The organism is Floridaenema aerugineum BLCC-F46, assembly GCF_041929345.1.
Lineage (GTDB): Bacteria > Cyanobacteriota > Cyanobacteriia > Cyanobacteriales > Aerosakkonemataceae > Floridanema > Floridanema aerugineum.
The window spans coordinates 15,850-39,226 of sequence record NZ_JBHFNQ010000118.1; the positions used below are offsets into that span (position 1 = coordinate 15,850).

Sequence of the window (23,377 nt, forward strand, 5' to 3'; positions counted from 1 at the left end):
TGTGTTATCCTAGCTAGAGCGATCGCAAAACTGAGTTTTTCGGTTGTGAGTCGCAATGCGGGCGTAGTTTAGTGGTAAAACTTTAGCCTTCCAAGCTAATAATGCGGGTTCGATTCCCGCCGCCCGCTTTAAATGTGTTTTAGTTCATTTTTTCCAGCTTCAAAAGCTTGGATTTGTTCGTACAAGCGATCGACAGTCTCGCCTGCAAACACTTGATCTTTGGTTTTCAGATAATCTCCCTCTCCTAAGTTACAGGCAACTATAAAACGAGCGAGTTTTAGGGGTTCCATGTGGGTTAGCAAGATTTCCAGGGCTTCTTGAATGACTTGTTTTTCAGTTGGCAGGTTTACTTTCATCTTCAATCTCCAAAATAAAATCTGCTGGATTCATCACTTTAAGGCTCAGAGATTTACACTTATTAATAAGGCGTTTGTCGCAGGTTAGGAAATAATCGCTATTAGCTGCTTCGGCACAGGCAATATGCAAAGCATCCATAGCTTTAACTCCATTTTGTTCTAACTCTTTGGCACGTTGGCGAATTAATTCATTGGCGATTTGTCGATCGCTAGCAAGGCTGAGATAGAGTTCGACGGCTTTTGCGCGATCGGGATCGCTGTTGCGGCTGTTTTCATACTCTAAAATATTGGAGTTAACCAACTCTACTTGTTTGTTCTGGATCATTTGCAAGATTAGTAGCATCGCCTGGGTTTCTAGAAAGATTTTGACCTGGGATTGATCGTCAAAAGGGCGATTGAAAACGCTGGTGTCGAGGTAAAGACGCAGCCTTTTATTTATAGCCATCATCTCCTAAAAGTCCCATTCTTCAAACAGTTCTGATACCGCCATTGAAAAGCCCGGTACTACCTCTTCGCCATCTAAGCGATCTTGAGGGCGGAGAAAGCGATCGGGTTCTGAAGAATGATAAACCAAAATATACTTTTCATCAGGATGGATCACCCAAACTAAGCGCGTTTCATTCTCGAAATATTCGACAATTTTGTTGTGAATTTCTTCAATGGTGTTGCTAGGTGAAAGAATTTCCACAGCTAGATCGGGAGAACCTTGGAAATAACCCTTTGGTAGGCGCTTTAATCCTTTTAGGCGTTCTCTAGCAACAAAGGAGACATCGGGCGATCGCTTGTTACCATTCTTAAGCGTAAAAGCTGTACTAGAATCACATACTACTCCCAGTCGATTTTGGCGGACAAAAATTGATAGAGTACCCGCTAAAAAAGCGCCAAACTCGCCATGTTCCATCCCCGAATTGCCCATATCCACAACTTCACCATTCACCAATTCGTAACGATGCCCATCCTTGGGTAATGCCATAAACTCTGCATCTGTCCAAACTTTCTTTTCAGTGGATACCGTCATAGCTTTAACTTCCTATGATTTTCTCGAATTGCTATTTCTAGTCTGGCACTTTCCCAAACTGCTCCTCCAACTTTGCCGCCAACCGTTGCATTTTCTCTTCACACTTCCAACTCATCAACCACTAAAACATTTACCTCAGTAACACGCTTTAGTTGGGCATCGTTGGTTAAAAACGCCTGACATCCAGCTGTTAATGCTGTGGCAATTTGAAAAGCATCTGGCAATTTCAATCTGTATCGGGCTTCCAGATCAGCAGCAAGTCGTCCAACTGCCACATCAATATTAGCCAGGGTAATCCCTTCCGTATTCGTGAGCAAATCCACAAAATTTTGCTCTAAAGCAGTGTCACCGATTCGGATTGGTAATACCAAGCATTCTGTTAAAGTCACTGGAGATGCGATCGCCCCCAGACTCCCCCTTTCAATCTCTTGAAATAGAGCATCTACGACAGGAAAAAACGGTGTTACCCCCTGCACATAATAAATCACTGGGGCTGTATCGAGATAAATTTGGGATACGCCCATTAGCGCAGATTCAATTTTCATAAACCCTCAAAGATCCGCTTTTCCCGTTCTTCCCATTCGCCCCGTAACTCATTAACCCAATCTTGAGCATCCCTCCCTTCTAGTAAGTTTGGCGCAATCCCCCGAAATTCACTCAGCTTGCGTTTTTTAGGTTTAACAGTTTGACGCTTCAATTGCTCCGTTGTATGGCTAATCACCTCTAATAGTTCTTCGGTTGTCAGCCGATCGATTTCCTGTAATACCTGTTGTAATAATGGACTCATAGCCCTAACCTTCTAAGATTTTCTCGAATTGCTATTTCTAGTCTCGCACTTTCGGCAAACGACATAACAGCTTAATAGCTGTAGGGTGCGTCAGATTCATAAAATTAGTGATTAGATCCAGAATTTAGCGCTCTGACGCACCCTACTACTAGTTCGTAACGATGCCCATCCTTGGGTAATGCCATAAACTCTGCATCTGTCCAAACTTTATTTTGGGTGACATTATCAGCGGAGATAGTCATAACCTTAACCCCCTAAAATTTCCTCGAATCGCTACTTTCAGTTTGGCACTTTTCACAAACTGCTCCTCTTAAACTTGTTTTAACGGCGTGCTTTGCATTTTTATACTAGTGCTTCGAGTTAGGGGTTAGGAGCGCTAACTTTAAGATAATGAAGATAGGTAATTTTACAGACTAAATATGAATTTTTATTAAAATTTTAACGCTTTAAGCGGAATCTACTGTTTTACCTTGAGGTTTTCAGAAGAAATACGGAACTATAATTAAAGCCATTGAGTAGTTTCCTCGTGGTAATCCCGTATCTAAAATCAACCCAATACTATCAACAGCTACGGTCTAAATTAAATTGATTAGGTAGGTGCAGCTTGAGGAGTAATGTTGAACTGACGATAGATTTGACTGAAGCAGGTTTGGATCTAGAGCCTGAAGAACTGGAGGCGCTGACTCAGAGCGTTGCAGATGAGATGACCGAACTGACCGAAGATATCCGAATGGTCAGAGAATCTGAGATTCCAGAGGGTGGTAAGCCAGCCTTAGCCGGATTCATTCCAGGAATACTGACAGCAGAAGTATCTTGGAAAAATACTAAAGCTGCACTGGATTTCTTAGGAAATCGCTTCTATGGCAAAACTCTAAAGATAGAGTACGAAGATAATGGCGCGAAATACAGCTTGGAGTACAACAATCAAAGGCAGTTAGAAATGGCTCTTAGTGCTATTGAACGACTCTCCAAGGTAAAGATTAGTGTGGCACAAGTTAACGTTCTTAAAACTGTAAATTAGTTAGGTACAGACTGATGGCTAAATTTGCATTGTTAATAGGAGTAGGTCAATACGGAACGGGTCTAAAGCCTTTATCTGCACCTCCTAAAGATGTGGAAGCTATAAAAAATGTCTTAGAAAATCCAGATATAGGCGGGTTTGACAACGTACAAACTCTCATCGATCCTAGCCACTCAGAGATGAGAACAAATATCGAGTTGTGGCTCAGAGAGCGGAAGTCTGATGATTTAGTAGTGCTGTTTTTCTCTGGTCATGGAATCAAAGATACCAAGCGAGAACTTTATTTTGCTGCTCGTAATACACAGTTACTTAACCAAGATCAGTTGCTAACAACTACAGCTGTGCGAGCCAAAGAGGTACATGAACATATTCAGGCTTGCAAAGCTAAACAATTAGTATTGATTTTAGATTGTTGTTATAGCGGTGCGTTTGGCGATACTGTCGGTAAGGGGGATGATGGCTTAATTGATCTCAGCGAGATGGAGACAACAGGACGAGTGGTTCTGACTTCATCAAGCACTATTGAAATTTCTTTAGAGGAAAAGGGTCAAGAGCTTTCTACTTATACCCATTACCTCGTACAGGCAATTAGTAATGGGATAGCGGATCAAAAGGAGTATGAGGGTAATGAAGATGGTTGGATTTCAGTGGATGAATTGCATCAGTATGTTTGCAGGGAAATGAAAAAAGCGCGCTCGCGCATGACTCCAAAAATAATCTCCTTGAAGGATGAAGGTCATCGGATAAAACTGACGAAAGCACCTGCAATTCACCCAAAACTAAGGTATCGCAAAGAATTTACTAGAATTGCTCACGAAGATGAAGGAGAAATTTCTCGTGGCAATCGCTTCCTGCTAAATACATTGAAAAACCAGTTAAAGCTTTTACCAGAGGATGTTAAACCTATTGAAGATGAAGTTTTACATCCCTACAAAGTTAGGCAAACAAAGTTACAAGAATATGAGCAGGCGCTATCTGGGTTGGCTCAAGCTCAGTATCCACTGAATGAGCGAGACTGGAAAGCTTTAAAAGGAATTCAAGAAATTCTAGGTCTGCGAAATGAAGATATAGAAACGATTAAAAAAAAGATTGAGTCACAGTTTTCCAGCAAGTTACAAGCTTATGAGCAGAACTTGCGACAATATGAACAGGAATTCTTGAAGGCGGTTGAAATAGAACATCCTATAAGTGAAGATGCTTGTAAGAGTTTGAAAAATATGCAGCAATCTTTGGGACTCAAAGATGAAGATGTAGCTCCAATTGAAGCTCGAATTGTTGCTCAGAAACAAGTCGTTCAATCTTCGGGTGAGATTGCGAAGTCGATCGAGGTTCAAGATATCTCCGGCAATGAAGAATTAATATCAGTTGAATCAGAAAAAACCGATTCGGCAGCGAGCGAAGAAGTAACATCAGTTGAATCAGAAAAAACCGATTCGGCAGCGGTCGAAGATGCAATTGATGTTGAATCAGAAAACACAACTCCGGCAGTAGGAGAAAATGTAGATACTCCTTTATTACCAATTCCTAGCAATAACAAATTGCTTATTAAGGCAGGGATTGCTAGTACTACTGTGGCTGTAATTTTTCTAGGGGGTTTTCTGTTAACACGATCACCTAACGACCAAAATAAGTCAGTTACACCTATCACCACTTCTATAGTTTCTCAAGACCTGGAAACTTCTAAAAAGTTATTAAATCAGGGAAAAGAAGAGTTACAAAAAGGAGATTATCAAGAAGCGATAAAATATTTTACTGAGTATATTAAGAGCAATCCTAACAATGAAGAAGCATACATTCAGCGAGGAGATGCTTACTACAAACAACAAAAATATCAGCAAGCTATTTCCAATTACGACCTGGCTATTAAAATAAATTCTCAGACCGCATCTACTTATTACAAACGAGGAATGACTCGCCATGATCTAGGCGACATGAAAGGAGCAATTAATGATTTTACGGAAGCTATCAAGATTGATTCCAATTATGCCGATGCTTACTACGAGCGGGCTGAGAGTCGCGCCCATTTAAACGATAAACAGGGCGCGATTAATGATTACAGTGAAGCTGCATTCCGGTATCGACAACAAGGAAAAACAGAGGATGATCAAGAAGCATTAAAACAAATTAAAGAGCTTAAGCAGCCACCGCAACCGAGTTTACCGCCCCCAGGACAATGCCTTGTGATTGCCCCAACAATGGGAGTGGCAGTAAGAGTACGCATACAGCCGATAGGAAGTTCCAATCAGATAGGGATAGTTCATACTGGGAAGAAAGTCAGGTTGATAGGAAAGCAAGATGCCTTTGTGAAAATTGAATTTAATGGTACTCAGGGTTGGGTTTACAATGATCAAATAAAGCCTTGCTCCTAACAGTGGCTGATTTGATTGAGTAGAGAAAGAGCGATCGCATAATCGCAAAAATTCTCCAAATGCGATCGCCTAAACCCCTAAAATCTCATCAACAGTTAATTCCAATTCGGGAAAAGTAGGAGATACAATTCTATCCGAACCTCTAAAAGCAGTAACTTGATAAACTCTTTCATTTAATTGATAAACAAAAATTGTGGGAATTTTGGGATTACCTAAATAATCTCTACTACCAATAGCTAAATAATCTACAATCCAATATTCAAAGATACCTAAACGTTGATATTCATCTAATTTATCAATGTAATCATCTTCCCAATTAGTTGATACCACCTCTACAGCTAATTGCAGAGGTTCGCGCAAAGCTGAATAAGCTGAACGGTTAGCACGCCAAACATCTAAATTAACTACACTAACATCAGGAAAACGTCCTTGTTCTTTGCCATTTTTTGTTAAAGTAGTAATCATAATTCTACCAGAAACTTTGTAGTTTAGGTTCAGTCGGTCAACTTCTCGATCAAATCGCTTAGTAATAAAATCTGCGATATCATCATGTTGTCTAGTTGCCAATATTCTCACAATTTCCCCATCTACTAACTCATAACGACCATCATCAGGATATTGTTGCAGAAATTGTTCAAATGTTAGTTTTTGTTTTGACTGAGTTGGAGTAAAACTCATGGTATTTACCTTTTGGTGAGTAAGGGAAAATTTCTAACTACATTTTATTGATTTGGGTAACTGTTTTGACTACCGCCTCTGCAATAAGGTTGGGTTTAGGGAAGGTTTTACGGGATTTTCAGCGTTTCTGGGTTAAGATAAAGTGCGGTAGACTGTGGATGAACGGAGAATTGTAAGATTGTCTACAGTTGGCGCTAAGATTTGGGATGGGGAAATGGCATACTGATGAAATGGTATTGCTTCCCCAAAGTAAAATTTTGGTATTGTGCAGGGTAATTATTGATGACTCAGAGTGAAGCAGAAGTTCGGGCACGGAAGGTGGAAGATTTGCGATCGCAGGGAATTGAACCCTATCCTAGCGAATCTTATCAGCGATCGCATACCACCCAGCAAGTTAGAGACTTATTTAGTCAACCGGGAAAAGAACTCGAAAATGGACAAAATGATCCCGAAGAAACACCAATAAAAGTTTCAGGACGCATTACTTCTAAACGCGATAGTGGTAGCATTATTTTTATCGATTTACGAGATTCCACAGGTAGAATTCAACTGAAAATCGAGAAAAAAGTAGTAACAGGTGAAACTGGTTTATCTTTTAAACAAATTGAAAAACTTCTCGATGTAGGCGACTTTGTTGGTGCATCGGGAATTGGAAGTCGTACTAATAGAGGCGAATTATCAATTCTGGTAAAAGAATTGGTATTATTATCCAAAGCTACTATTCCTTTTCCTGATGCTTATTACGGCGTTAACGATCCAGAAACTTGTCGCCGTCATCGGGAAATGGACTTGGCGGGAAACTTGGAATCTTTCCAACGTTTCGCACTTCGCAGTAAAATCGTCCAAAGCATTCGGAATTATTTAACCGAAACCGGGTTTTATGAAATAGAAACTCCGGTTTTACAAGCGATTTATGGTGGCGCTGCTGCACGTCCATTTATTACCCATCACAATGCTTTGGACGTAGATTTGTACTTGCGAATTGCGCCAGAATTGTTTTTAAAAAGGGCTGTTTGTGGCGGTTTTGAGCGCGTTTTTGAATTAGGAAGAGTATTTAGAAACGAAGGCGTTGATAGTACTCATAATCCTGAATTCACCTCTTTGGAAGTTTACCAAGCTTATGCTGATTACTTCGATATTTTGGGAGTGGTAGAAGAGGTATTTTGCTACGCTGCTAAAACTGTTCATGGAGACAAACAGGAAATTGAATATCAAGGGGAAACCATTAGTTTAGAACGGAAGTACGACCACAGCGAAAAGTTTCCTGGTTTTGCTGGCAAACATTGGCAAGTTAAAACTATGGTGGAAGCGGTTAAAGATGACACTGGGTTGGATTTTGAAACTCTGGAATTAGCAGATGCAATTAGTAAAGCTGAACAGTTAGGATTGCATCTTTCTAATTTAGAAAAACAGAGTTTGGGTTATGTGCTTTATGCTGTTTTTGATAAGTTAGTTGCGCCTAAACTAGTTCAACCAACCTTCATTATTGACTTTCCGGTGGAAGTGAGCCCTTTAGCAAAAGGACATCGCAGCAAACCAGGTTTTGTGGAAAGGTTTGAATTGTTTATTGCTGGTACAGAGTACTCGAATGGGTTTTCTGAGTTGAACGATCCAAAAGAACAAAGAAAGCGGTTTGAGGAACAGTTAGCACAGAAAAATGCTGGCGATGATGAAGCGCATCCGATGGATGAAGATTTCATTGAAGCTTTGTCTTTGGGAATGCCAAATTGTGCGGGAATGGGTATTGGTGTCGATCGACTAGTTATGCTTTTAACTAATACCCAAAGCATCCGTGATGTAGTGATGTTCCCCACAATGCGTCCTATCAAAGATCAGCAAGAAAATAATACTGAAGCAAAGTAGATTCAGTAGTTGCAAAACACTAAATCTATTGTGAAATTCTTCTTCTCTTCCTTTGTGAAAACTAAGGCGGGCAGGATGCCCGCCCCACAAGAAAGCTGTAACTTTTGTGGGGTGGGCATCCTGCCCGCCCCACAAGAAAGCTGTAACTTTTGTGGGGTGGGCTTTCCTAGCCCGCCCCATCCAAAGATAACTATTATCACTTTATTTATTTACACCTACTTAGTTATGCCGATCGCAGAACTTAAAATACGATCGTCCAACCCTCACGTTCCGCTTGTTTTTCGGTATAAGATACCCCATGAATCTTAATACCACGATTATCCAGCAGGGTAATAATTCCGCCTTTATTACCTAGTTGTGTTGTTTCAGGTAACTGCACAACCAATGTGCTTCCCGAAGCAAGTGTTCCTGATAGAAAATGTTTGTTCTTTAGTCGATCGGCGATCGCCCATCCAGTCAAATCAATTGATGCAGGTGAGGTGTTGAGTAGGGTTACAGTTTCTAATCCTGGATCGGCATTTTTTGGATTGACAAGTGCCGCAATAATGCGAATAACTAAATCAGGTTCACCTTCAATTGGGGTTGGAGTTGGATGATCTGGTTCAGGTTTTGCAGAGATACAATGTCCGGTTTTATCATCAGTATGCCAGCATTGCGACTGAAATTTGAGAAAGATACCAATCCAGCGATTTTCTGAGGGAAAGTGAATCAACAAAGCACCATCCTGCCAAACTCCATCATCTCGCTCAAACTTTTTAGCATTACCTTGGTTCGCATGAATGTCATGAATGCCATTACCAGGCAGAAAACCAAAGATTTTGTCTTTGATCTTACGTTCTGGACCCCAGCGTTCGCCAAATGCGTAGATAATAGCATCTTCATCTGACATTGCTCGCTGAATATATTTGTCAATCTTTTCGTTTAAGTCATTATCTGGGCCAGGAACATCGAATGGTAATGGAATCATTTTCGTGCGATCGAACAGATTCCCCCGAATAAAATCTAATGCTAACCCACCAGGTTTGGATTCAATTAGCTTAAAACCAAGCGGTAGATTAACCAAATTTGATGTAATTGGATGGGCAAAATTCTCGTCTATTAAGTATTCTAATTCAGATGGACTTAGCTTTGACCTTACATTAATTGCAATTCGGTAATCAGTATCATCATCGACTAAGTGAACTTGGTAATGAGCATTCGATGTAACTGCGAGTCGTCGTGCGATCGGACGACCCTTCAAAACACCGTATTCCTTCAACGGCATAGCGTTCTCCTAATTATTAAGTGGCGGCGACTCAACGCTGGAATCTGGCAATGAACCCTACTGTTCTCTCCACAATCCTAACGATCGGATAGTAGTTTTTGCAGTACCCTCAAGGGTACTTTTATGCACTAGAAAGGCTATCTATACCCAGTCAGCAGAATTTAAAATACGATCGTTCAACTCTTCAAAACAATTTAATGATAATGTTGAGCGATCGCAACTTGATTTCTCCCGGAATTTTTAGCATGATATAATGCTCGATCGGCTGCTATAATTAGTTCTTGTTTAGTCTGACCATGTACACCATAAACAGCAACCCCCAAGCTGACAGTATATGTAATAATAGTATGATGTACAATCACCTTTTCATTTTGGATAGCACTTCGTAATCGTTCTGCTAAAACAACAGCATCCTCAACACTATCCACTCTGGAAACAATGAGAAACTCTTCTCCTCCCCATCGACCTAAAAGATCTTCTTGCCGTATTATAAAATTAAGGGTTTGTGTAAAATGCTGAAGAACAAGATCGCCGCTATCGTGTCCATAGTTGTCATTGATTGATTTAAAGCGATCGATATCCAGCAAAATTAAAGCTATTTTCCGGTTTTCTCTTTGGCAATAAGCAATTTCTCTATCCATTTGGTGTTCTATAGCACGGCGGTTTAAAGTATTAGTCAGAAAATCGCATTCTGCCAAAGTATTTAGGTCTTGATAAAGTCTTTGACAAACCATCGTAATGAATCCCGTTGTTATCAAAAAACTATTGATGAAACAGGCCATAAAATAAAAAACTTGAAACCCGTCAAGATTAAGCGCAAATAAAGAATTTGGAAGTTCATGGTTCACTGTGATTATAATTCGAGCTAATGTAAGACTGCTGTGTAATAAAAAGATAATCGCGGTAAAACGGCTGGAAATAAGCAGTCTTTTATCTCTATTATTTAGTAGTTGAGAAGCAGAAAATACACTAATTATAAAACTAATCCAAGAAATATTGATGATTCGTAAAGAAAGAGAATGTATAATATAAGTAAAATGAAAATGAATCCCCCAAAAAATACTGTTTAAAGCCAAAATCCAATAACGCGGGAACTTTTGTTCGGTAAAACATGAGATGCCTTGCAAACTAAAAGAATACCCGGCAGTTATTAATATATTAGCAATAATAATCGAAAAGAAATCAGAAATAGCTCCGCGAAAGACTAGAAGAAAATACCCAAGGGAAACTAATGTATGGCCGACCAACCAATGGTTAATCCCTTTATATTGATTAGTCAGTACAAACAGTAAAACTAAAGGTATGATTTGCAAAGATAATAGAACTGCGCCCAGAAAAAGAATAGTGCGAATATCAAGATTCATCAGAGCTTTTTCCATACTAAATAATTTAGAGAAATTTATTACTGTTTGCCGACATGATAGTATAGTTTTATTAAAATTCTCTCAGGGAATTTGTATCTTGAGATAATTTGTGATTTCATTCTCAAAAATCTGAATCAAAAAGTAAGTCTAATGACTCTGTTTCCAGTAAGATGAAAAACGGATGATTCGAGGTAGATGGAGAGAGAAAAGTGCCTACGCTCGGTGTTAATATCGACCATGTGGCGACGATTCGCCAAGCACGTCGGACTGTGGAACCAGATCCGGTAGCAGCAGCGGTTTTGGCGGAGTTAGCTGGCGCTGATGGGATTACTGTACATTTGCGGGAAGACAGGCGACATATTCAGGATCGAGATGTGCGGTTGTTGCGGCAAACGGTTCGCACTCATTTAAACTTGGAAATGGCGGCTACTGATGAGATGGTGGCGATCGCTCTCGATATCAAACCAGATTACGTTACCCTAGTTCCAGAACGCCGGGAAGAAGTTACTACCGAAGGCGGACTAGATATTGCGGGACAGGTCGATCGCATGACTCTGGTAGTAGATAAATTGCAAAGTGCCGGGATTCCGGTAAGTTTGTTTATTGATGCGGATGAAGCCCAAATTGCCGCATCTGCTAAGGTAAAAGCTAAATTTGTTGAGTTGCATACGGGGAAATACGCCGAAGCGCATGATGAGGCGAGTCGCCAGAAGGAACTTGAGGTTTTAGAGAAAGGTTGTGAAATGGCTCTAGCTTCCGGTTTAAGAGTCAACGCCGGACATGGACTAACTTACTGGAATGTTTACCCCGTTGCCGCAATTAAAGGTATGGAAGAACTCAACATTGGTCATACAATAATAAGTCGGGCGGTTTTAGTTGGTTTAGAACGAGCCGTCAGAGAAATGAAAGAAGCTATTCTCGGTCATTGGTCATCATAACTAACAAATGACTTATGACTAATAACAAATGATGAAGGAAGATTGACAAATGGCAACTTATTACTACGTTTTGGCAAGTCAAAAATTTTTGTTGGAAGAAGAACCCCTAGACGAAGTATTGCGGGAAAGAGTTAGAGATTATCACGAAAAAGAAAAAGAAATTGATTTTTGGTTAGTCAAACAACCCGCATTTTTAGAAGCTAAAGAAATGGCAGCTATTAAAGCTAAAACTCCGCAACCAGCTTGCGCGATCGTTTCCACCAATGAGCAATTTATTATTTGGTTAAAATTGCGTTTGGAATATGTAGCTACTGGAGAATTCACAGCGCCATCTAATTCTATTCCCGATCCCTTAGCTTCTTTAGCAGCCGTTGCTTAACCGCTGGCTAAAAAACAATTTTAAGTTTTAGGTTTTGAGTGTAAAACTTTCATTCAAAACTTATTACTGGATTACCAATTACTGAGCCATGAGTCAAACTGCGATTAAGGGAGCTTGCGCTACTTTAAGCTCTGCTTTAATAACAATTATTGGGTTAGGTGTGGGAGTGAACGGCGCTTTGGCTCAGTCTCGTGAGTCAACTTGTGAACCACCAGCAGCCGGGGAATATTTGTTATTTGTAGTAACAAAGAATCGCCAGAGTCAACGCTTATTACGGCAATCTCTTCCTAGTAAAACTAAAGCTACAGTTTGCCGATATTTAGATAATATAGTGACTCGTGTTGGCGGCTTTACTAGCTTGTCAGAAGCTCAAGATTTAGTACAAAATATCAAAGAAAGTACTGGTTTGTCTGCTTTTGTAGTCGAGCCAACAACAGATGCAGGAGTTGCCGATCGACCTCAACCTAGTTCTCCTCCCGCTCCTGTTAGTAATACACAGGAAAAACCAAAACCACAACCTGCGACAGAGAATTTACCTGCTTTTAATCCGCGATTATTAGGCAGAGGTTATGCTGTGTTGGTAGATTATGGAAATCAGCCGGAAATTGCAACTCAATTACAGCAACTTTTAGGGAAAAGAATTGGTTTAGCTTCTTTTGGACAAAGACCTTATCTTTTGGCTTTGTACACTAGTAATGAGAGAAATGCTAGTAATACTTTTCGACTGTTGAACGATCGCGGTTTTTTAGTAATGTTAGTAGATGGAAATCGCGTAACATTGCTTAAACCACAGGTGGAAACTCCACAATGAAGGATCTCTCGGATCTCTCGGATCTCTCGGAGCAGGGGAAATGAGCGCTAACAGACAGTTAAATAGAGAGAGGTAAAAAAGTTTTCTTCTGCTTGCTTATAGATTTTTATTTAAAGTTCTCAATTTTAATAAGTTTAGTTTCTGACTTTAGGAAATAAAGGAAAAAAAGAAAGATTAGTGTTCTTTTTCTTCCCCTGCCCCCCTGCCCCCCTGCCCCCCTGCCCCCTGCCCCCTGCCCCCCTGCCCCCCTGCCCCCCTGCCCCCCTGCCCAAAAGAGCCCTCTGCTCAATAAGCTGGTGCTGCTAAGCAGGCAATAGTTACACCGAGAGCCGAGCCGACAATTACTTGAAAAGGAGTATGTCCAAGTAATTCTTTTAAACGATCTTCGTTAAAGGTGGGATGTTCGCGGAATAGCTCATCAATGATTTGATTGAGGATGCGTGCTTGTTTGCCAGCGGCTTGACGAACTCCAGCGGCATCGTACATGACGATAATGGCAAAGATGGCAGCGATCGCAAAATCAGGACTATTCCATCCCATTTTCAGCCCTACACCCGTTGCCAAAGCTGTGACTAAGGCTGAATGGGCGCTGGGCATACCGCCTGTTTCCACCAAAACTCGGATATTAATTTTCCGGTTTTTGCCCAACTCGATGGCGAGTTTCGTAACTTGAGCAATTAAACTGGCAATAACAGCAACCAACAATATGTGGTTCTCTAGAAGACTCTGGCAAAATTCCTGCATATCAAGTTTGGCTTTTAGGTTGAATTTAGGATTATGTAGGATTCTGCTGTAGATTTTGTGGGCAGGTTTAAATGTTAAGTCTTGTAGGAGACAAAATTTACGGAATGTTACCTGTTCTACAGACTTTTAGTTAGTGCGGGTGGTAATAAATTCTGCGATCGCCAACAGCGGTCGAGCATTTTCCCCAAAAGGTGCTAACTCTGCCTTAGCAGCCGCCACTAATTGTTGAGCCTTGCATTTAGACTCTTCCAAACCCCAAAGGCTAGGGTAAGTTGCCTTTTTCGCTTGTAAGTCCTTGCCTGCGGTTTTGCCCAACTCTTCTTGGGTAGCTGTAATATCCAGAACATCATCCACAATCTGAAATGCTAACCCAATATTTTCAGCATAACGAGACAATCTTTGCAAATCCGTTACCGATATTCCAGCAATAATCGCCCCACAAACCACACAAGCCTCTAGCAGAGCGCCCGTTTTATGGGTGTGAATGAAGTTCAGAGTTTCAATACTAACATCTGTTTTCCCTTCACATTCTAGGTCAACCACCTGACCACCAACTAACCCAGCCGCACTCACCGCCCGACCTAAACGAGCAATCACCTGCACCAAGCGTTCTGCTGGAACATTTTCTGTTTGGGCGACGATTTCAAAAGCATAAGCTAATAAGCCATCACCTGCCAAAATTGCGATATCTTCGCCATAAACCTTATGATTTGTCAATTTACCACGTCGATAATCATCATTATCCATTGCTGGTAAATCATCATGGATTAACGACATCGTGTGGATCATCTCCAAAGCACAAGCTGTCGGCATTGCCATTTCGATCGTCCCCCCAGCCAGTTCGCAGGTAGCTAAACACAGAATAGGACGCAAGCGCTTACCCCCAGCCATCAAGGAATAGCGCATCGCTTCATAAATTTTCTCAGGATAAGTTATAGGAAGAAAACGCTCTAAAGCCTCTTCCACCAAAGCTTGCCGTTCAGCTAGATATTTGCATAGGTCAAACGGAGGAGATTGCCCCTGTGCCGAAAACTTGTTGTCCGTAGCTACCATCCTTCGATTCCTTGATTGAGTCTACATCCGTAACAATTCTACAGGGGATGGGCGATCCCTAATTTGGGAATTTTATTATTTGTCATTGGAAAAGAAGCAGAACATCTAAATGTAGGGGTAATTCATGAATTACCCCTACATTTAGATGTTCTGTGTCAGTCCTGTTCGAGTTAAATGATTTTCTCCTCCGAACTTGAATTAGCCCTGCCATCCCCCCCAGTCCCTAGTCCCCAATCACTTCTTCTGGCTATAACTCCAGACGGTATTTGCTAATAATAAAGCGACGGTCATCGGGCCAATACCTCCGGGAACGGGGGTGATGTATCCGGCTACGGTTTTGACGGCATCAAAGTTGACATCTCCGACTAGGCGGGAGTTACCTGCTTCGTCGGTAACTTTGTTGATGCCGACATCTATTACAATGGCTTCTGGTTTGACCATATCGGCGGTAATTAGGTCTTTGCGTCCGGCGGCGGCGACTAGGATATCGGCATCGCGGGTGATTTCGCCTAAGTTTTGGCTGCGGGAATGAGCGATCGTCACTGTGGCATCGGCAGCTAGTAACATTAATGCCAGTGGTTTACCGACCAAAATACTGCGTCCGACCACTACGGCTTTTTTACCTCTAAGTGGAATCTGATATTCTTCCATCAGGCGCATAACTCCGGCGGGTGTGCAACTGCGTAACCCAGGTTCCCCTCTTACCAAGCGTCCTAAGTTGACTGGGTGTAGTCCGTCTGCGTCTTTATCTGGGTCTATTTGGTGCAGCAAGGAGACGGAATCTAAACCATCGGGGAGGGGTAGTTGGACTAAAATCCCATCTACGCGATCGTCTTTGTTAAGCTCTTCAATTACTTGTTTTAGTTCTTCCTGGCTAGTTTCTGTGGGGAAATGTTTGCCGAAAGAAGCTATTCCGACTTTTTCGCAAGCGCGTTCTTTATTCCGTACATAAGCGGCGCTAGCTGGATTATCGCCTACCATGAGTACTGCTAACCCAGGCGGGCGACCAATTTTCGGTGTTAATTCTTCTACTTGCTGTTTTAGCTCGGCTTGAATTTTTTGGGCTAAAGCTTTACCATCTAATATTTTCGCTTCCATAGTTAATTAAATTGATAGTCAAACAGCCATTGGCTCTACTAGTTTCGCAAATACTGGTTAGTTTGATGGGGAATTTTAGAGTTATTTTTGATTTTTCCCTGTTCTCATCTAAGGACAGTAATAGTTAGTGGGTAGTAGCAGTCCCTTTACCGACTACCCACTACCCACTACCTACTACCAGCCTCATCTTAGAACTAGAAACTTGAGTTACTATCTAGGGGGATAATCTAGTTGTTTTCTGGTTACGCGAGATTCAGGTTTGTTAGCGATCGCTTTGGGAAACTGCGATGAAACAAGAGTTAATTCAAATTTTACAACTTGGCACAATTACCTTCTTGCTGGGCGGTTTGTTCAGTTGTACCCAAGTTAACGAATCAGGATTTAGTATTTTATCTCCTGATGTTCCTGTAAGCAATGTTAATGAAGTAAAGCAGGAAAGCAAAGTTAATTCTACTGTTTACTTAAAAGGTAATGTGGGTAAGTTAATTCCGTTTTTGGAGAAACGAGCTTATGAATTAGAAGATGATACTGGCACTATTACTATAGTTACTAACAAGCCATTCCCCAAACAGAAGCAACAAATTGTGATTCAAGGTAAGGTTTTGTATAAAAGTGTGCCTGCGGGTGGTCAAGAATTTGGTGAGTTTTATATTGAGGAGCAAAAGAGACTTTGAATACTAAACTTGTTCATGTAGCCGTAGCGATTCTTTACCGAAATGGCAAATATTTAATGCAATTACGAGACAATATCCCAACTATTGTTTATCCCGGTTTTTGGGCTTTTTTTGGCGGACATATTGAACCAGATGAACCTCCAGAAATTGCAGTAAAACGAGAGTTAAAAGAAGAAATCGGTTATGTTCCCCCAGTTTTACATCATTTCCGCAATTATGAAGATCCCAACGTGGTGCGTCATGTTTTTCATGGACAGTTAACTGTGGAATTAAAAGATTTAGTCTTAGGTGAAGGTTGGGATATGGGGTTATTAACTGTTGCAGATATTCAACGGGGTAATTGTTATTCAGAAATTGCGGGGGAAGTGCGTCCGTTGGGCGATCGACATCAGCGAATTTTGCTAGACTTTGTAGAATCACAAATTGGTATTATCCAAAACCAATAACTATATCACCCACCCCAAATCCATCTGTGTTCATCTGTGTTCATCTGTGGTAAAAAAACCCTATTCCACCTTTTGCTGATTATACCGTTCCTTAAAAATTCTTTGCTGTATCTTATGTTCCACAATTCGCAAAGGATAACCTAAACTTTCCCGTTGTGAATCAGGTATTTCCCCACTAATTAAAAGCTTGGTGGGGAGCGATCGCAACTGAGGCAACCACTTTCTGATATACTCCCCATTAGAATCGAATTTCTCTGCCTGAGAAGCGGGATTAAAAATTCGCACAGGTTTTGGGTCCATCCCACTAGAAGCACTCCATTGCCAACCGCCATTATTAGCAGAAAGATCCCAATCATAGAGGTTTTGCGTAAAATATATTTCCCCCATTTTCGGGTTAATTAATAAATCTTTGGTTAAGAAACTAGCAACTATCATTCGACAACGGTTGTGCATCCAACCAGTTGATTTTAATTGTCTCATCGCTGCATCGACAATCGGATAACCTGTTTTTCCTTCGCACCAAGCTTGAAAATGTTCTGAATTATTATCATAAGGGAAATTTTTAAACGCTGGGCGATAAGCATCTTCTGCTAATTCGGGAAAGTGATACATTGCGTGTTGGTAAAACTCGCGCCAAGCTAATTCTTGTTGCCAACTTTTCACACTTTCTTGGGCTTCGTCGCTGCTACTTCCGGCGATCGCTTCCATAGTAACATCCCAAACTGTACGAATGCCAATTGCACCAAATTTTAACGCCGCACTCAGTCGAGAAGTTCCATCAATTGCTGGGAAATTACGCTTTTCTTTATAACTAAAAATCGCTTCATTACAAAACTCTTCTAACCTTTCCTTTGCGGCGGTTTCGCCTGGTGCTAACATTAATTCATTATCCCAAACAAACCCTAAATCTTTCGCAGTTGGTAAGGGAATGGCACCAGCTTGATTGATTGCTTCTTGTTCTTGGGCGGTTAAACTTTCTCGGTTTTTAAATCTGTCAAATGGCTCGGTTTTCGGTTTGCTAATCCAGTTTTTCCAAAAGGGACTATAAACTGTGTAAGGTTGATTAGCACCGCTTGCTATTTCGGCGGGAGAATGCAATAATTGATCCCAGAATGTTTGAATGGCGATTCCTTTGTCTTTTAGGGCTTGGGTGATGGTGCGATCGCGCTCTCTAGCATAAGGTTCTACATCTAAATTCCAAAATACCGCTTTGGCATTTAACGCGATCGCTAACTTAGGAATCTCTTGGATTGGTTGACCTTTTAAAATGATTAATTGGCTTCCTGCTTGCAGATAATTTTGTTGGAGTTCCTGCAAACAACCCATCATATAAGTAACTCTAACTGCGGCGATATCCTTACTTTCTAAAATATTTGGATCGAGGCAAAAAACACCGACAACTTTGGCGCTTTGTTGATTAGCTGTGGCTAATCCTATATTATCGCAAATTCGTAAGTCTCGACGATGCCAAAAGAGAATTAGGTCAGTCATAGAAGATTGGATTTTTTAAACACAGATGAACACAGATTTTGTTGATTTAGTTTTGGGTTGGGTTTTGGGAGTTGTTGTTTTTAGAACGCAGATGAATGCAGATGAATGCAGATAAACGCAGATAATATAGTTACATTTGGGTGGGGATGCAATAGGTTTGCTTTTTTCCCACAGATGAACACAGTTAATATAATTAAATTTTGGTTGGGTTTTGTCCATCTGTGGTTAGAGAAATGAGAAAATTACTCCAGAAAGGGACGCGCCATAAAGAAGCTGGTGACAGATTTTGCGTCTACGGGTTCACCGGATAAAATTGCTTTTTCTAATTCTTCGGGTGTGAGGAAAACTGTTTCCATATCTTCGTCTTCGTCTTGTTCTGGTGGTTTTTCTAAGGGTTGCAAATCTTGGGCGAGGAAAGCATAAATAATTTCATCGGAATAGCCGGGGGCGAGGAAAAATTCGCCTAATTTTTGCCATTTATTGGCGTGATAACCTGTCTCTTCTTCAATCTCTCGCTGAATAGTAGAAAATGGATCTTCATTAACTTCTATAGTTCCGGCGGGAAACTCTAATAAACGTCCTTGGGCAGCGAAACGATATTGACGTAATAATATTAATTTACCTTCAGGAGTTACCGGAACAGCTAAAGCACCACCAGGATGACGAATACATTCCCAGTCGCCTTCTACTTTGTTAGGAAGTCGCAAACGAGTTACTTCAAAATTGAATTTGCGACCTTGATAAAATAGGCGTTGTTTAATTATTTCTGGCGGTTCTTTACCTAATGGCATAATCAATTTTCGATTTTAGTCACACCTGAACAGTCTACCGCTTGCACGAGTTGCGCGATCGCTTTTCTCGATACAGGTTCAATCCAATTTGGCGCAATTTCTGCCAAAGGTACGAGAACAAACGCCCTTTCTCTCAAGCCTGGATGAGGTATCGTCAGCCCCGGAGTCTCTAAAATCAGATTATCGAACAATAATAAATCCAAGTCTAAAATTCTTGGCCCCCAGCGTTCTTGACGCACCCGACCAAATTTCGCTTCAATGGCTAATAGCGTTTCTAGCAACTCCAAGGGACTCATCTGCACCTTGAGCAAAGCGCACCCATTCAGGTAATCTGGTTGTGGCGGCCCTACAGCTTTAGTGCGATACCAGCTAGACTGAGTTAATAAACTAATTCCAGGGGTTTGGTCAAGCATTTTCAGGCTAGATTCCAGAATAGCGCCAGAGTCACCCAGATTACTGCCAAGAGCGATCGCACTTTGTCCCGATTTTCCCATAAACCCAAATTCCTCAACCCGATTCTGATAAATTAATTCTTTAGAATGAGCCTTTTAGCGAACCAACTAGCGTTAATTAATAATAAGGGGATTTCCGGCGCTAAATGACTAAACCTACGTACTTTGCTAATTTCCTTTGCTAAATAGCTGTACTTTGTAGGTTAAAAATGTTCCCATAGTAATAAAAATAGTTTGCGAAGCTTCCCAACTTCCCTAACAAGCCGGAACGCTTCCTAGCTAATATAACAACGTTGCAATAGTTGAGATTAGAAACATGGAAACCAAGGAAACGCAACAAACAACCCCCACTGTAGAAGTCACCGTCGATCAAGGAGGGCCGATCATCACCAATACACCTGGTAGCACATCTACAAGCCAGGTGCAAGAATATTGGGATATTTTCGTCTCCTATTTGGCTAAACTGCCAGATTACCTGGGCGATTTCTTCAGCACCTACCAAAAGCCCTTGATTACTGTTGGTTTAATTGTCGGTGCTTTTGTCACCGTCAAAGTTACCCTAGCCGTACTCGATGCGCTGGATGATATCCCTCTACTCTCACCTTTCTTTGAATTGGTGGGTATTGGTTACTCCGGTTGGTTTGTGTATCGCTATTTACTCCGCGCCTCAAATCGTAAGGAGTTGGCTGACGAAATCAACGGCTTGAAAAATCAAGTAGTGGGCGGAAACAAAACCCCAAAAGTTTAATGATTAATTAACCACTTTTGGTGTTTTCTTAAGTCTAAAACCAAAGCGTCCGGGATTTCTCGGACGCTTTTGTAGTAAAATCTCGATTAATTCTCTAACTAGGGTTTGGTCAAAGTACTAGCTTTTTGTTCAGAAAGAATGCTGCAAATCTTATCTAGTTGCTTATTGATGTTATCGATATCTCTCAACGCATTTCTCTCACTTAATAGAGATACTACATATTGATTGAAACTGACTTCTTCTCGTTCAGCATTTTCCACTAACTGTTGATGTAGAGAGCGTGGCATTCGCAGTAAAACCCTGCCACTGTAATGATTTTCAGTCGATGGCAAAGGAATCATACTTCCATGTTCATAAGCAGTTTCAATCCATAATTCTCGCGCTTCTTCAATATTAGACATAACCTCATCAATTGTATCTCCTTGAGTCATGCAACCAGGTAGATCTTTGATTTCTGCTACATAAGCCTCGTCACCAGGGTAAAGAGTAACAGGATATTTTAGATTTAAGTAAAACTCTAGTGATTCTCGCTCAGTCAGCGTCTTCTTTTTGGACATCATAATCCTCCAATCTGAGCAGCTTGGTTATCTGCTTTATATAAATTTTTTCAACCTTTTTACCTCCCTTCTTAGGGATAGTTAGCTGTCGCCCGTCTTCATGCAAGAAAATATGGTGACTTCCTTTTGAACGAACTTCTTCAAAGTCGAAAGCTGTCAATAGACGCTCAACGTCTTCAAAACGCGCTTCGGTTGGATAGGACAAGAAAAACTTGATTAATTTCTCTAACTGTGACATTTATTCGTTTCCTTTGTCTTTTGTGTTTTAACTTCATCGGTCTTTTCCTCAAATGTATGATATTGTATATAGTATCATAATCTAACAAACAAGGTGGAATTTTTAGTTCTCCTTTACACAGCACTTGGCAAGATTGGGAAAATGAGCCTTCGGAGAGAACATTTCTCACTAGTTCGATCGCAACTTAGTAAGTAGAGGACACAACAGCAAGGAAAAATTGAGGATGAACGCAACCCAAACAACCGAGAAATTGCCAGAAATTACCCAAGTGGTTACAGAAATGGGTAAAGTGGCGGCGACAGCTGGACAAATAATGGCAAATGCAGCTGTAGATGTTGGGACAAATGTAGCTTTTGTTGCTACCCAAACTGGAAAAGCTGCTTTAGAAACGGCTGAAGCCGCAGGGAAACAAGGCTACCTGTTGATTGAAAAGACTACCCACACAGCTGGGGAAGCTGTTTCTGCTGCCTCGGAAAACTGGTGGGTTAAAAATGTCAGCGGTCTTTTTAAGTTAGATTGGATCTTTGCTGGAATGGATCAAGTTGACTTGGAAAAAGCTGCTGCTGCTGTGCAAAAGTTGCAAGCTGAATATCCAGAAGAATCACCCAGAGAAATCGCCCACCGAATTATTGTGGAAAAATCTACTTATGCTGGTGGTGTTGGTTTGGTTAGCAGTTTTGTACCAGGGATAGCTTTGGCTTTGTTAGCGATCGATCTAGTCGCTACCACGAGATTGCAATCAGAAATGATTCTGCAAATTGCCGCTGCTTATGGTTTAAATTTACAAGAACCTGCGCGTAAGGGCGAAGTATTGGCAATTTTTGGCTTGGCGATGGGTAGTGGTAATGTCGTGAAATTGGGTTTAGGTACTTTGCGAAATATCCCGATCGCAGGTCCTGTCATTGGTGCTAGTACCAATAGTGCTGTTTTATACTCTTTAGGATTAGCAGCTTGTCAGTTCTACGAAACCAAGCTTCAATCAGGAAATCAATAGTAAATTCGCAACTGTTTTCATCAACAAATAAAAAAAGTTAATCAATCCTCAGCCTTAAGCCTTGAGGATAGGTGGTTTGCGATCGAAATCACTGGGAATTAGCCGCAAATATCACATTTTTTAATTTGATTAAATCACAAACTTACCTCCACAGATTTTTCATAGTGGAGACAATTCCCTGCTGAAAAACTGTATCGAGGTGAGGAGAGAATTATGAAAATTATACTAACAATAAAATGGTTACTGGAAACCATAGCTCTACAATTTTTAGTTTTAAGTGTAGGTTGGTTAATTTTAATGTATTTTGTTGACTTCGGCAGGTAGAACACACTTCTGAGGAAACAAAAGTTATCCTAAGAAGCAACTCCTTTACTGAAGCGACGATGAAGAACAAATTTAGCTTGTCCTTGTGTGTGTTGACGAGTGCAATTTGGGCTAGTACTAGCATTCCGGTTGTTTTTGCCCAAACTCCAGAAGCAGCTACCCAACAACTCCCGGCGGCTACTCCTGTTCCCACACAAAGTTATAATAATGCGGTTTTGACTGCACAAGATTTACCCGCAGGGTTTAAAGAACTCCCACCGGAAATAACAGCACAAATTCAGACTCAATTTGAAATTCTCAGCACTCAATTAGCCAAAGCTGGAATGAAGCCGGAAAAGTATTTTGCTTTTATAGATCAAAAGAGTTTACAAATAGTTGTTGGTTTCACAGGTTTAATCTCGAATCAGTCAGATCGAGCAAATTTTGATTCGACTCTCAAACAAATGCAACAACCAGAATATCAGCAACAAATGATCGCTCAAATAAGGCAATCTATCAATTCAAATCAAGGGCTGAAAATTCTCGATTATGGGATGATTCCTACTGTGAATAATATTGCTGACACTTCTACTGGAATGACTGTGGCAGTTGATATGCAAGGGCAAGTTTTACAGTTGGATTTAGCAGCTTTTCGGCGCAGCAATGTGGGAGCTTTTACTGCTATTATGTACCGTAAGGGCGATCGACCATCCGTAAATTTAGATGCTGTTGCTCGTCAGTTAGATACGCGCATTGTCCAAACAGCTACGGGAACAATTCCTGCTAGTGCTAATGAGTCACAAGTAACTCCTCCTAGTACTAGGCAAATGCAATAAGTAGGTGCAAATAAATAAAGTGAAAATAGTTATCTATCAATGGGGCGGGCAAGATGCCCACCCCACAAGATTTTCAGCTTTCTTGTGGGGTGGGCATCTTGCCC

General features: G+C 41.0%; 27 protein-coding genes, 1 tRNA gene and 1 pseudogene. 12 read left to right on the forward strand and 17 right to left on the reverse strand.

What is annotated here, in order from left to right:
* The first annotated feature begins 57 nt into the window (after positions 1-57).
* A tRNA-Gly gene (locus ACE1CC_RS15620) sits at positions 58-128 on the forward strand.
* Here the strand turns inward: ACE1CC_RS15620 and ACE1CC_RS15625 are convergent.
* The 6 genes from ACE1CC_RS15625 to ACE1CC_RS15650 all read right to left on the reverse strand — a co-directional run bounded on the left by ACE1CC_RS15625 (position 129) and on the right by ACE1CC_RS15650 (position 2,403).
* The gene (locus tag ACE1CC_RS15625) at positions 129-356 is read right to left on the reverse strand and encodes a hypothetical protein (protein WP_413271357.1); all 228 of its coding nucleotides are present in this window, start codon (positions 354-356) and stop codon (positions 129-131) included.
* Positions 334-804, reverse strand: coding sequence for a PIN domain-containing protein (locus tag ACE1CC_RS15630; protein WP_413271358.1), 471 nt, complete (start codon positions 802-804; stop codon positions 334-336). The genes ACE1CC_RS15625 and ACE1CC_RS15630 overlap by 23 nt, the downstream gene beginning before the upstream one ends.
* 3 nt (positions 805-807) lie before the next feature.
* Positions 808-1,374 carry a Uma2 family endonuclease gene (locus tag ACE1CC_RS15635; protein ID WP_413271359.1) on the reverse strand — a complete coding sequence of 189 codons (567 nt, stop codon included), beginning with the start codon at positions 1,372-1,374 and terminating at the stop codon, positions 808-810.
* A gap of 98 nt (positions 1,375-1,472) precedes the next feature.
* Complete coding sequence (locus ACE1CC_RS15640; RefSeq protein ID WP_413271360.1) at positions 1,473-1,919, reverse strand: type II toxin-antitoxin system VapC family toxin; 447 nt, start codon at positions 1,917-1,919, stop codon at positions 1,473-1,475.
* Positions 1,916-2,161 (reverse strand): hypothetical protein, encoded by a 246-nt coding sequence (locus ACE1CC_RS15645; protein WP_413271361.1) that lies wholly within the window; start codon positions 2,159-2,161, stop codon positions 1,916-1,918. Before ACE1CC_RS15645 ends, ACE1CC_RS15640 begins: the two co-directional genes overlap by 4 nt.
* Before the next feature lie 104 nt (positions 2,162-2,265).
* The gene (locus ACE1CC_RS15650; protein WP_413271362.1) at positions 2,266-2,403 is read right to left on the reverse strand and encodes a hypothetical protein; all 138 of its coding nucleotides are present in this window, start codon (positions 2,401-2,403) and stop codon (positions 2,266-2,268) included.
* Positions 2,404-2,765: 362 nt separating this feature from the next.
* On the opposite strand from ACE1CC_RS15650, the gene ACE1CC_RS15655 reads away from it, so the two are divergent.
* Together ACE1CC_RS15655 and ACE1CC_RS15660 are read left to right on the forward strand one after the other, a co-directional pair.
* Positions 2,766-3,182 carry a hypothetical protein gene (locus tag ACE1CC_RS15655; RefSeq protein WP_413271363.1) on the forward strand — a complete coding sequence of 139 codons (417 nt, stop codon included), beginning with the start codon at positions 2,766-2,768 and terminating at the stop codon, positions 3,180-3,182.
* Between the two features lie 14 nt (positions 3,183-3,196).
* Entirely contained in the window at positions 3,197-5,551 is a 2,355-nt protein-coding gene (locus tag ACE1CC_RS15660) for a caspase, EACC1-associated type (protein ID WP_413271364.1), read from the forward strand.
* Positions 5,552-5,620: 69 nt separating this feature from the next.
* Here ACE1CC_RS15660 and ACE1CC_RS15665 read toward each other — a convergent pair whose 3' ends face one another.
* Positions 5,621-6,229, reverse strand: a complete 609-nt coding sequence (locus ACE1CC_RS15665; RefSeq protein WP_413271365.1) for a Uma2 family endonuclease — start codon at positions 6,227-6,229, stop codon at positions 5,621-5,623.
* 282 nt (positions 6,230-6,511) lie between these two features.
* On the opposite strand from ACE1CC_RS15665, the gene lysS reads away from it, so the two are divergent.
* Complete coding sequence (lysS, locus tag ACE1CC_RS15670; RefSeq protein ID WP_413271366.1) at positions 6,512-8,092, forward strand: lysine--tRNA ligase; 1,581 nt, start codon at positions 6,512-6,514, stop codon at positions 8,090-8,092.
* Between the two features lie 241 nt (positions 8,093-8,333).
* On the opposite strand, the gene ACE1CC_RS15675 is transcribed toward lysS, so the two are convergent.
* Both ACE1CC_RS15675 and ACE1CC_RS15680 read right to left on the reverse strand, forming a co-directional pair.
* Positions 8,334-9,356, reverse strand: a complete 1,023-nt coding sequence (locus ACE1CC_RS15675; RefSeq protein WP_413271367.1) for a DUF2278 family protein — start codon at positions 9,354-9,356, stop codon at positions 8,334-8,336.
* Between the two features lie 194 nt (positions 9,357-9,550).
* Positions 9,551-10,735 carry a GGDEF domain-containing protein gene (locus ACE1CC_RS15680; RefSeq protein WP_413271368.1) on the reverse strand — a complete coding sequence of 395 codons (1,185 nt, stop codon included), beginning with the start codon at positions 10,733-10,735 and terminating at the stop codon, positions 9,551-9,553.
* 194 nt (positions 10,736-10,929) lie between these two features.
* Between ACE1CC_RS15680 and ACE1CC_RS15685 the strand changes: the two genes are divergently transcribed.
* From ACE1CC_RS15685 to ACE1CC_RS15695, 3 genes are all read left to right on the forward strand, one after another.
* Positions 10,930-11,658, forward strand: a complete 729-nt coding sequence (locus ACE1CC_RS15685; protein ID WP_413271369.1) for a pyridoxine 5'-phosphate synthase — start codon at positions 10,930-10,932, stop codon at positions 11,656-11,658.
* Between the two features lie 49 nt (positions 11,659-11,707).
* Positions 11,708-12,037, forward strand: coding sequence for an MgPME-cyclase complex family protein (locus tag ACE1CC_RS15690; protein ID WP_413271370.1), 330 nt, complete (start codon positions 11,708-11,710; stop codon positions 12,035-12,037).
* Between the two features lie 88 nt (positions 12,038-12,125).
* On the forward strand, positions 12,126-12,848 hold the full coding sequence (locus ACE1CC_RS15695) for an SPOR domain-containing protein (RefSeq protein WP_413271371.1): 723 nt from the start codon (positions 12,126-12,128) through the stop codon (positions 12,846-12,848).
* Between the two features lie 285 nt (positions 12,849-13,133).
* Here ACE1CC_RS15695 and ACE1CC_RS15700 read toward each other — a convergent pair whose 3' ends face one another.
* The 3 genes from ACE1CC_RS15700 to folD form a co-directional block, all read right to left on the reverse strand.
* Positions 13,134-13,592 carry a divergent PAP2 family protein gene (locus tag ACE1CC_RS15700; protein WP_413271372.1) on the reverse strand — a complete coding sequence of 153 codons (459 nt, stop codon included), beginning with the start codon at positions 13,590-13,592 and terminating at the stop codon, positions 13,134-13,136.
* Between the two features lie 126 nt (positions 13,593-13,718).
* Positions 13,719-14,645 (reverse strand): geranylgeranyl diphosphate synthase CrtE, encoded by a 927-nt coding sequence (gene crtE / locus ACE1CC_RS15705; protein WP_413271373.1) that lies wholly within the window; start codon positions 14,643-14,645, stop codon positions 13,719-13,721.
* Positions 14,646-14,879: 234 nt separating this feature from the next.
* A complete protein-coding gene (gene folD / locus ACE1CC_RS15710) occupies positions 14,880-15,743 on the reverse strand; it encodes a bifunctional methylenetetrahydrofolate dehydrogenase/methenyltetrahydrofolate cyclohydrolase FolD (RefSeq protein ID WP_413271374.1) in 864 nt (287 codons plus the stop codon).
* Positions 15,744-16,030: 287 nt separating this feature from the next.
* Here folD and ACE1CC_RS15715 point away from each other — a divergent pair, with 287 nt between their 5' ends.
* Both ACE1CC_RS15715 and ACE1CC_RS15720 read left to right on the forward strand, forming a co-directional pair.
* Positions 16,031-16,417, forward strand: coding sequence for a hypothetical protein (locus tag ACE1CC_RS15715; protein ID WP_413271375.1), 387 nt, complete (start codon positions 16,031-16,033; stop codon positions 16,415-16,417).
* A complete protein-coding gene (locus ACE1CC_RS15720) occupies positions 16,414-16,863 on the forward strand; it encodes an NUDIX hydrolase (RefSeq protein WP_413271376.1) in 450 nt (149 codons plus the stop codon). The genes ACE1CC_RS15715 and ACE1CC_RS15720 overlap by 4 nt, the downstream gene beginning before the upstream one ends.
* A 60-nt stretch (positions 16,864-16,923) precedes the next feature.
* Here ACE1CC_RS15720 and ACE1CC_RS15725 read toward each other — a convergent pair whose 3' ends face one another.
* The 3 genes from ACE1CC_RS15725 to folK all read right to left on the reverse strand — a co-directional run bounded on the left by ACE1CC_RS15725 (position 16,924) and on the right by folK (position 19,639).
* Positions 16,924-18,354 carry a cryptochrome/photolyase family protein gene (locus ACE1CC_RS15725; protein WP_413271377.1) on the reverse strand — a complete coding sequence of 477 codons (1,431 nt, stop codon included), beginning with the start codon at positions 18,352-18,354 and terminating at the stop codon, positions 16,924-16,926.
* A 242-nt stretch (positions 18,355-18,596) separates the two neighbouring features.
* On the reverse strand, positions 18,597-19,145 hold the full coding sequence (locus tag ACE1CC_RS15730) for an NUDIX hydrolase (RefSeq protein WP_413271378.1): 549 nt from the start codon (positions 19,143-19,145) through the stop codon (positions 18,597-18,599).
* 2 nt (positions 19,146-19,147) lie between these two features.
* Positions 19,148-19,639 carry a 2-amino-4-hydroxy-6-hydroxymethyldihydropteridine diphosphokinase gene (gene folK, locus ACE1CC_RS15735; protein WP_413271379.1) on the reverse strand — a complete coding sequence of 164 codons (492 nt, stop codon included), beginning with the start codon at positions 19,637-19,639 and terminating at the stop codon, positions 19,148-19,150.
* Positions 19,640-19,913: 274 nt separating this feature from the next.
* Here folK and ACE1CC_RS15740 point away from each other — a divergent pair, with 274 nt between their 5' ends.
* Positions 19,914-20,345: a CAAD domain-containing protein gene (locus ACE1CC_RS15740; RefSeq protein ID WP_413262337.1), complete on the forward strand. Its 432-nt coding sequence runs from the start codon at positions 19,914-19,916 to the stop codon at positions 20,343-20,345.
* 200 nt (positions 20,346-20,545) lie between these two features.
* Here ACE1CC_RS15740 and ACE1CC_RS15745 read toward each other — a convergent pair.
* Together ACE1CC_RS15745 and ACE1CC_RS15750 are read right to left on the reverse strand one after the other, a co-directional pair.
* A pseudogene (locus ACE1CC_RS15745) lies at positions 20,546-20,902 on the reverse strand (type II toxin-antitoxin system HicB family antitoxin); the annotation flags it as partial.
* A complete protein-coding gene (locus ACE1CC_RS15750) occupies positions 20,877-21,140 on the reverse strand; it encodes a type II toxin-antitoxin system HicA family toxin (protein WP_413271381.1) in 264 nt (87 codons plus the stop codon). The gene ACE1CC_RS15750 and the pseudogene ACE1CC_RS15745, both read right to left, overlap by 26 nt.
* A 223-nt stretch (positions 21,141-21,363) precedes the next feature.
* On the opposite strand from ACE1CC_RS15750, the gene ACE1CC_RS15755 reads away from it, so the two are divergent.
* Together ACE1CC_RS15755 and ACE1CC_RS15760 are read left to right on the forward strand one after the other, a co-directional pair.
* Entirely contained in the window at positions 21,364-22,134 is a 771-nt protein-coding gene (locus tag ACE1CC_RS15755) for a hypothetical protein (RefSeq protein WP_413271382.1), read from the forward strand.
* Positions 22,135-22,517: 383 nt separating this feature from the next.
* Complete coding sequence (locus ACE1CC_RS15760) at positions 22,518-23,273, forward strand: hypothetical protein (protein ID WP_413271383.1); 756 nt, start codon at positions 22,518-22,520, stop codon at positions 23,271-23,273.
* Positions 23,274-23,377 lie beyond the last annotated feature (104 nt).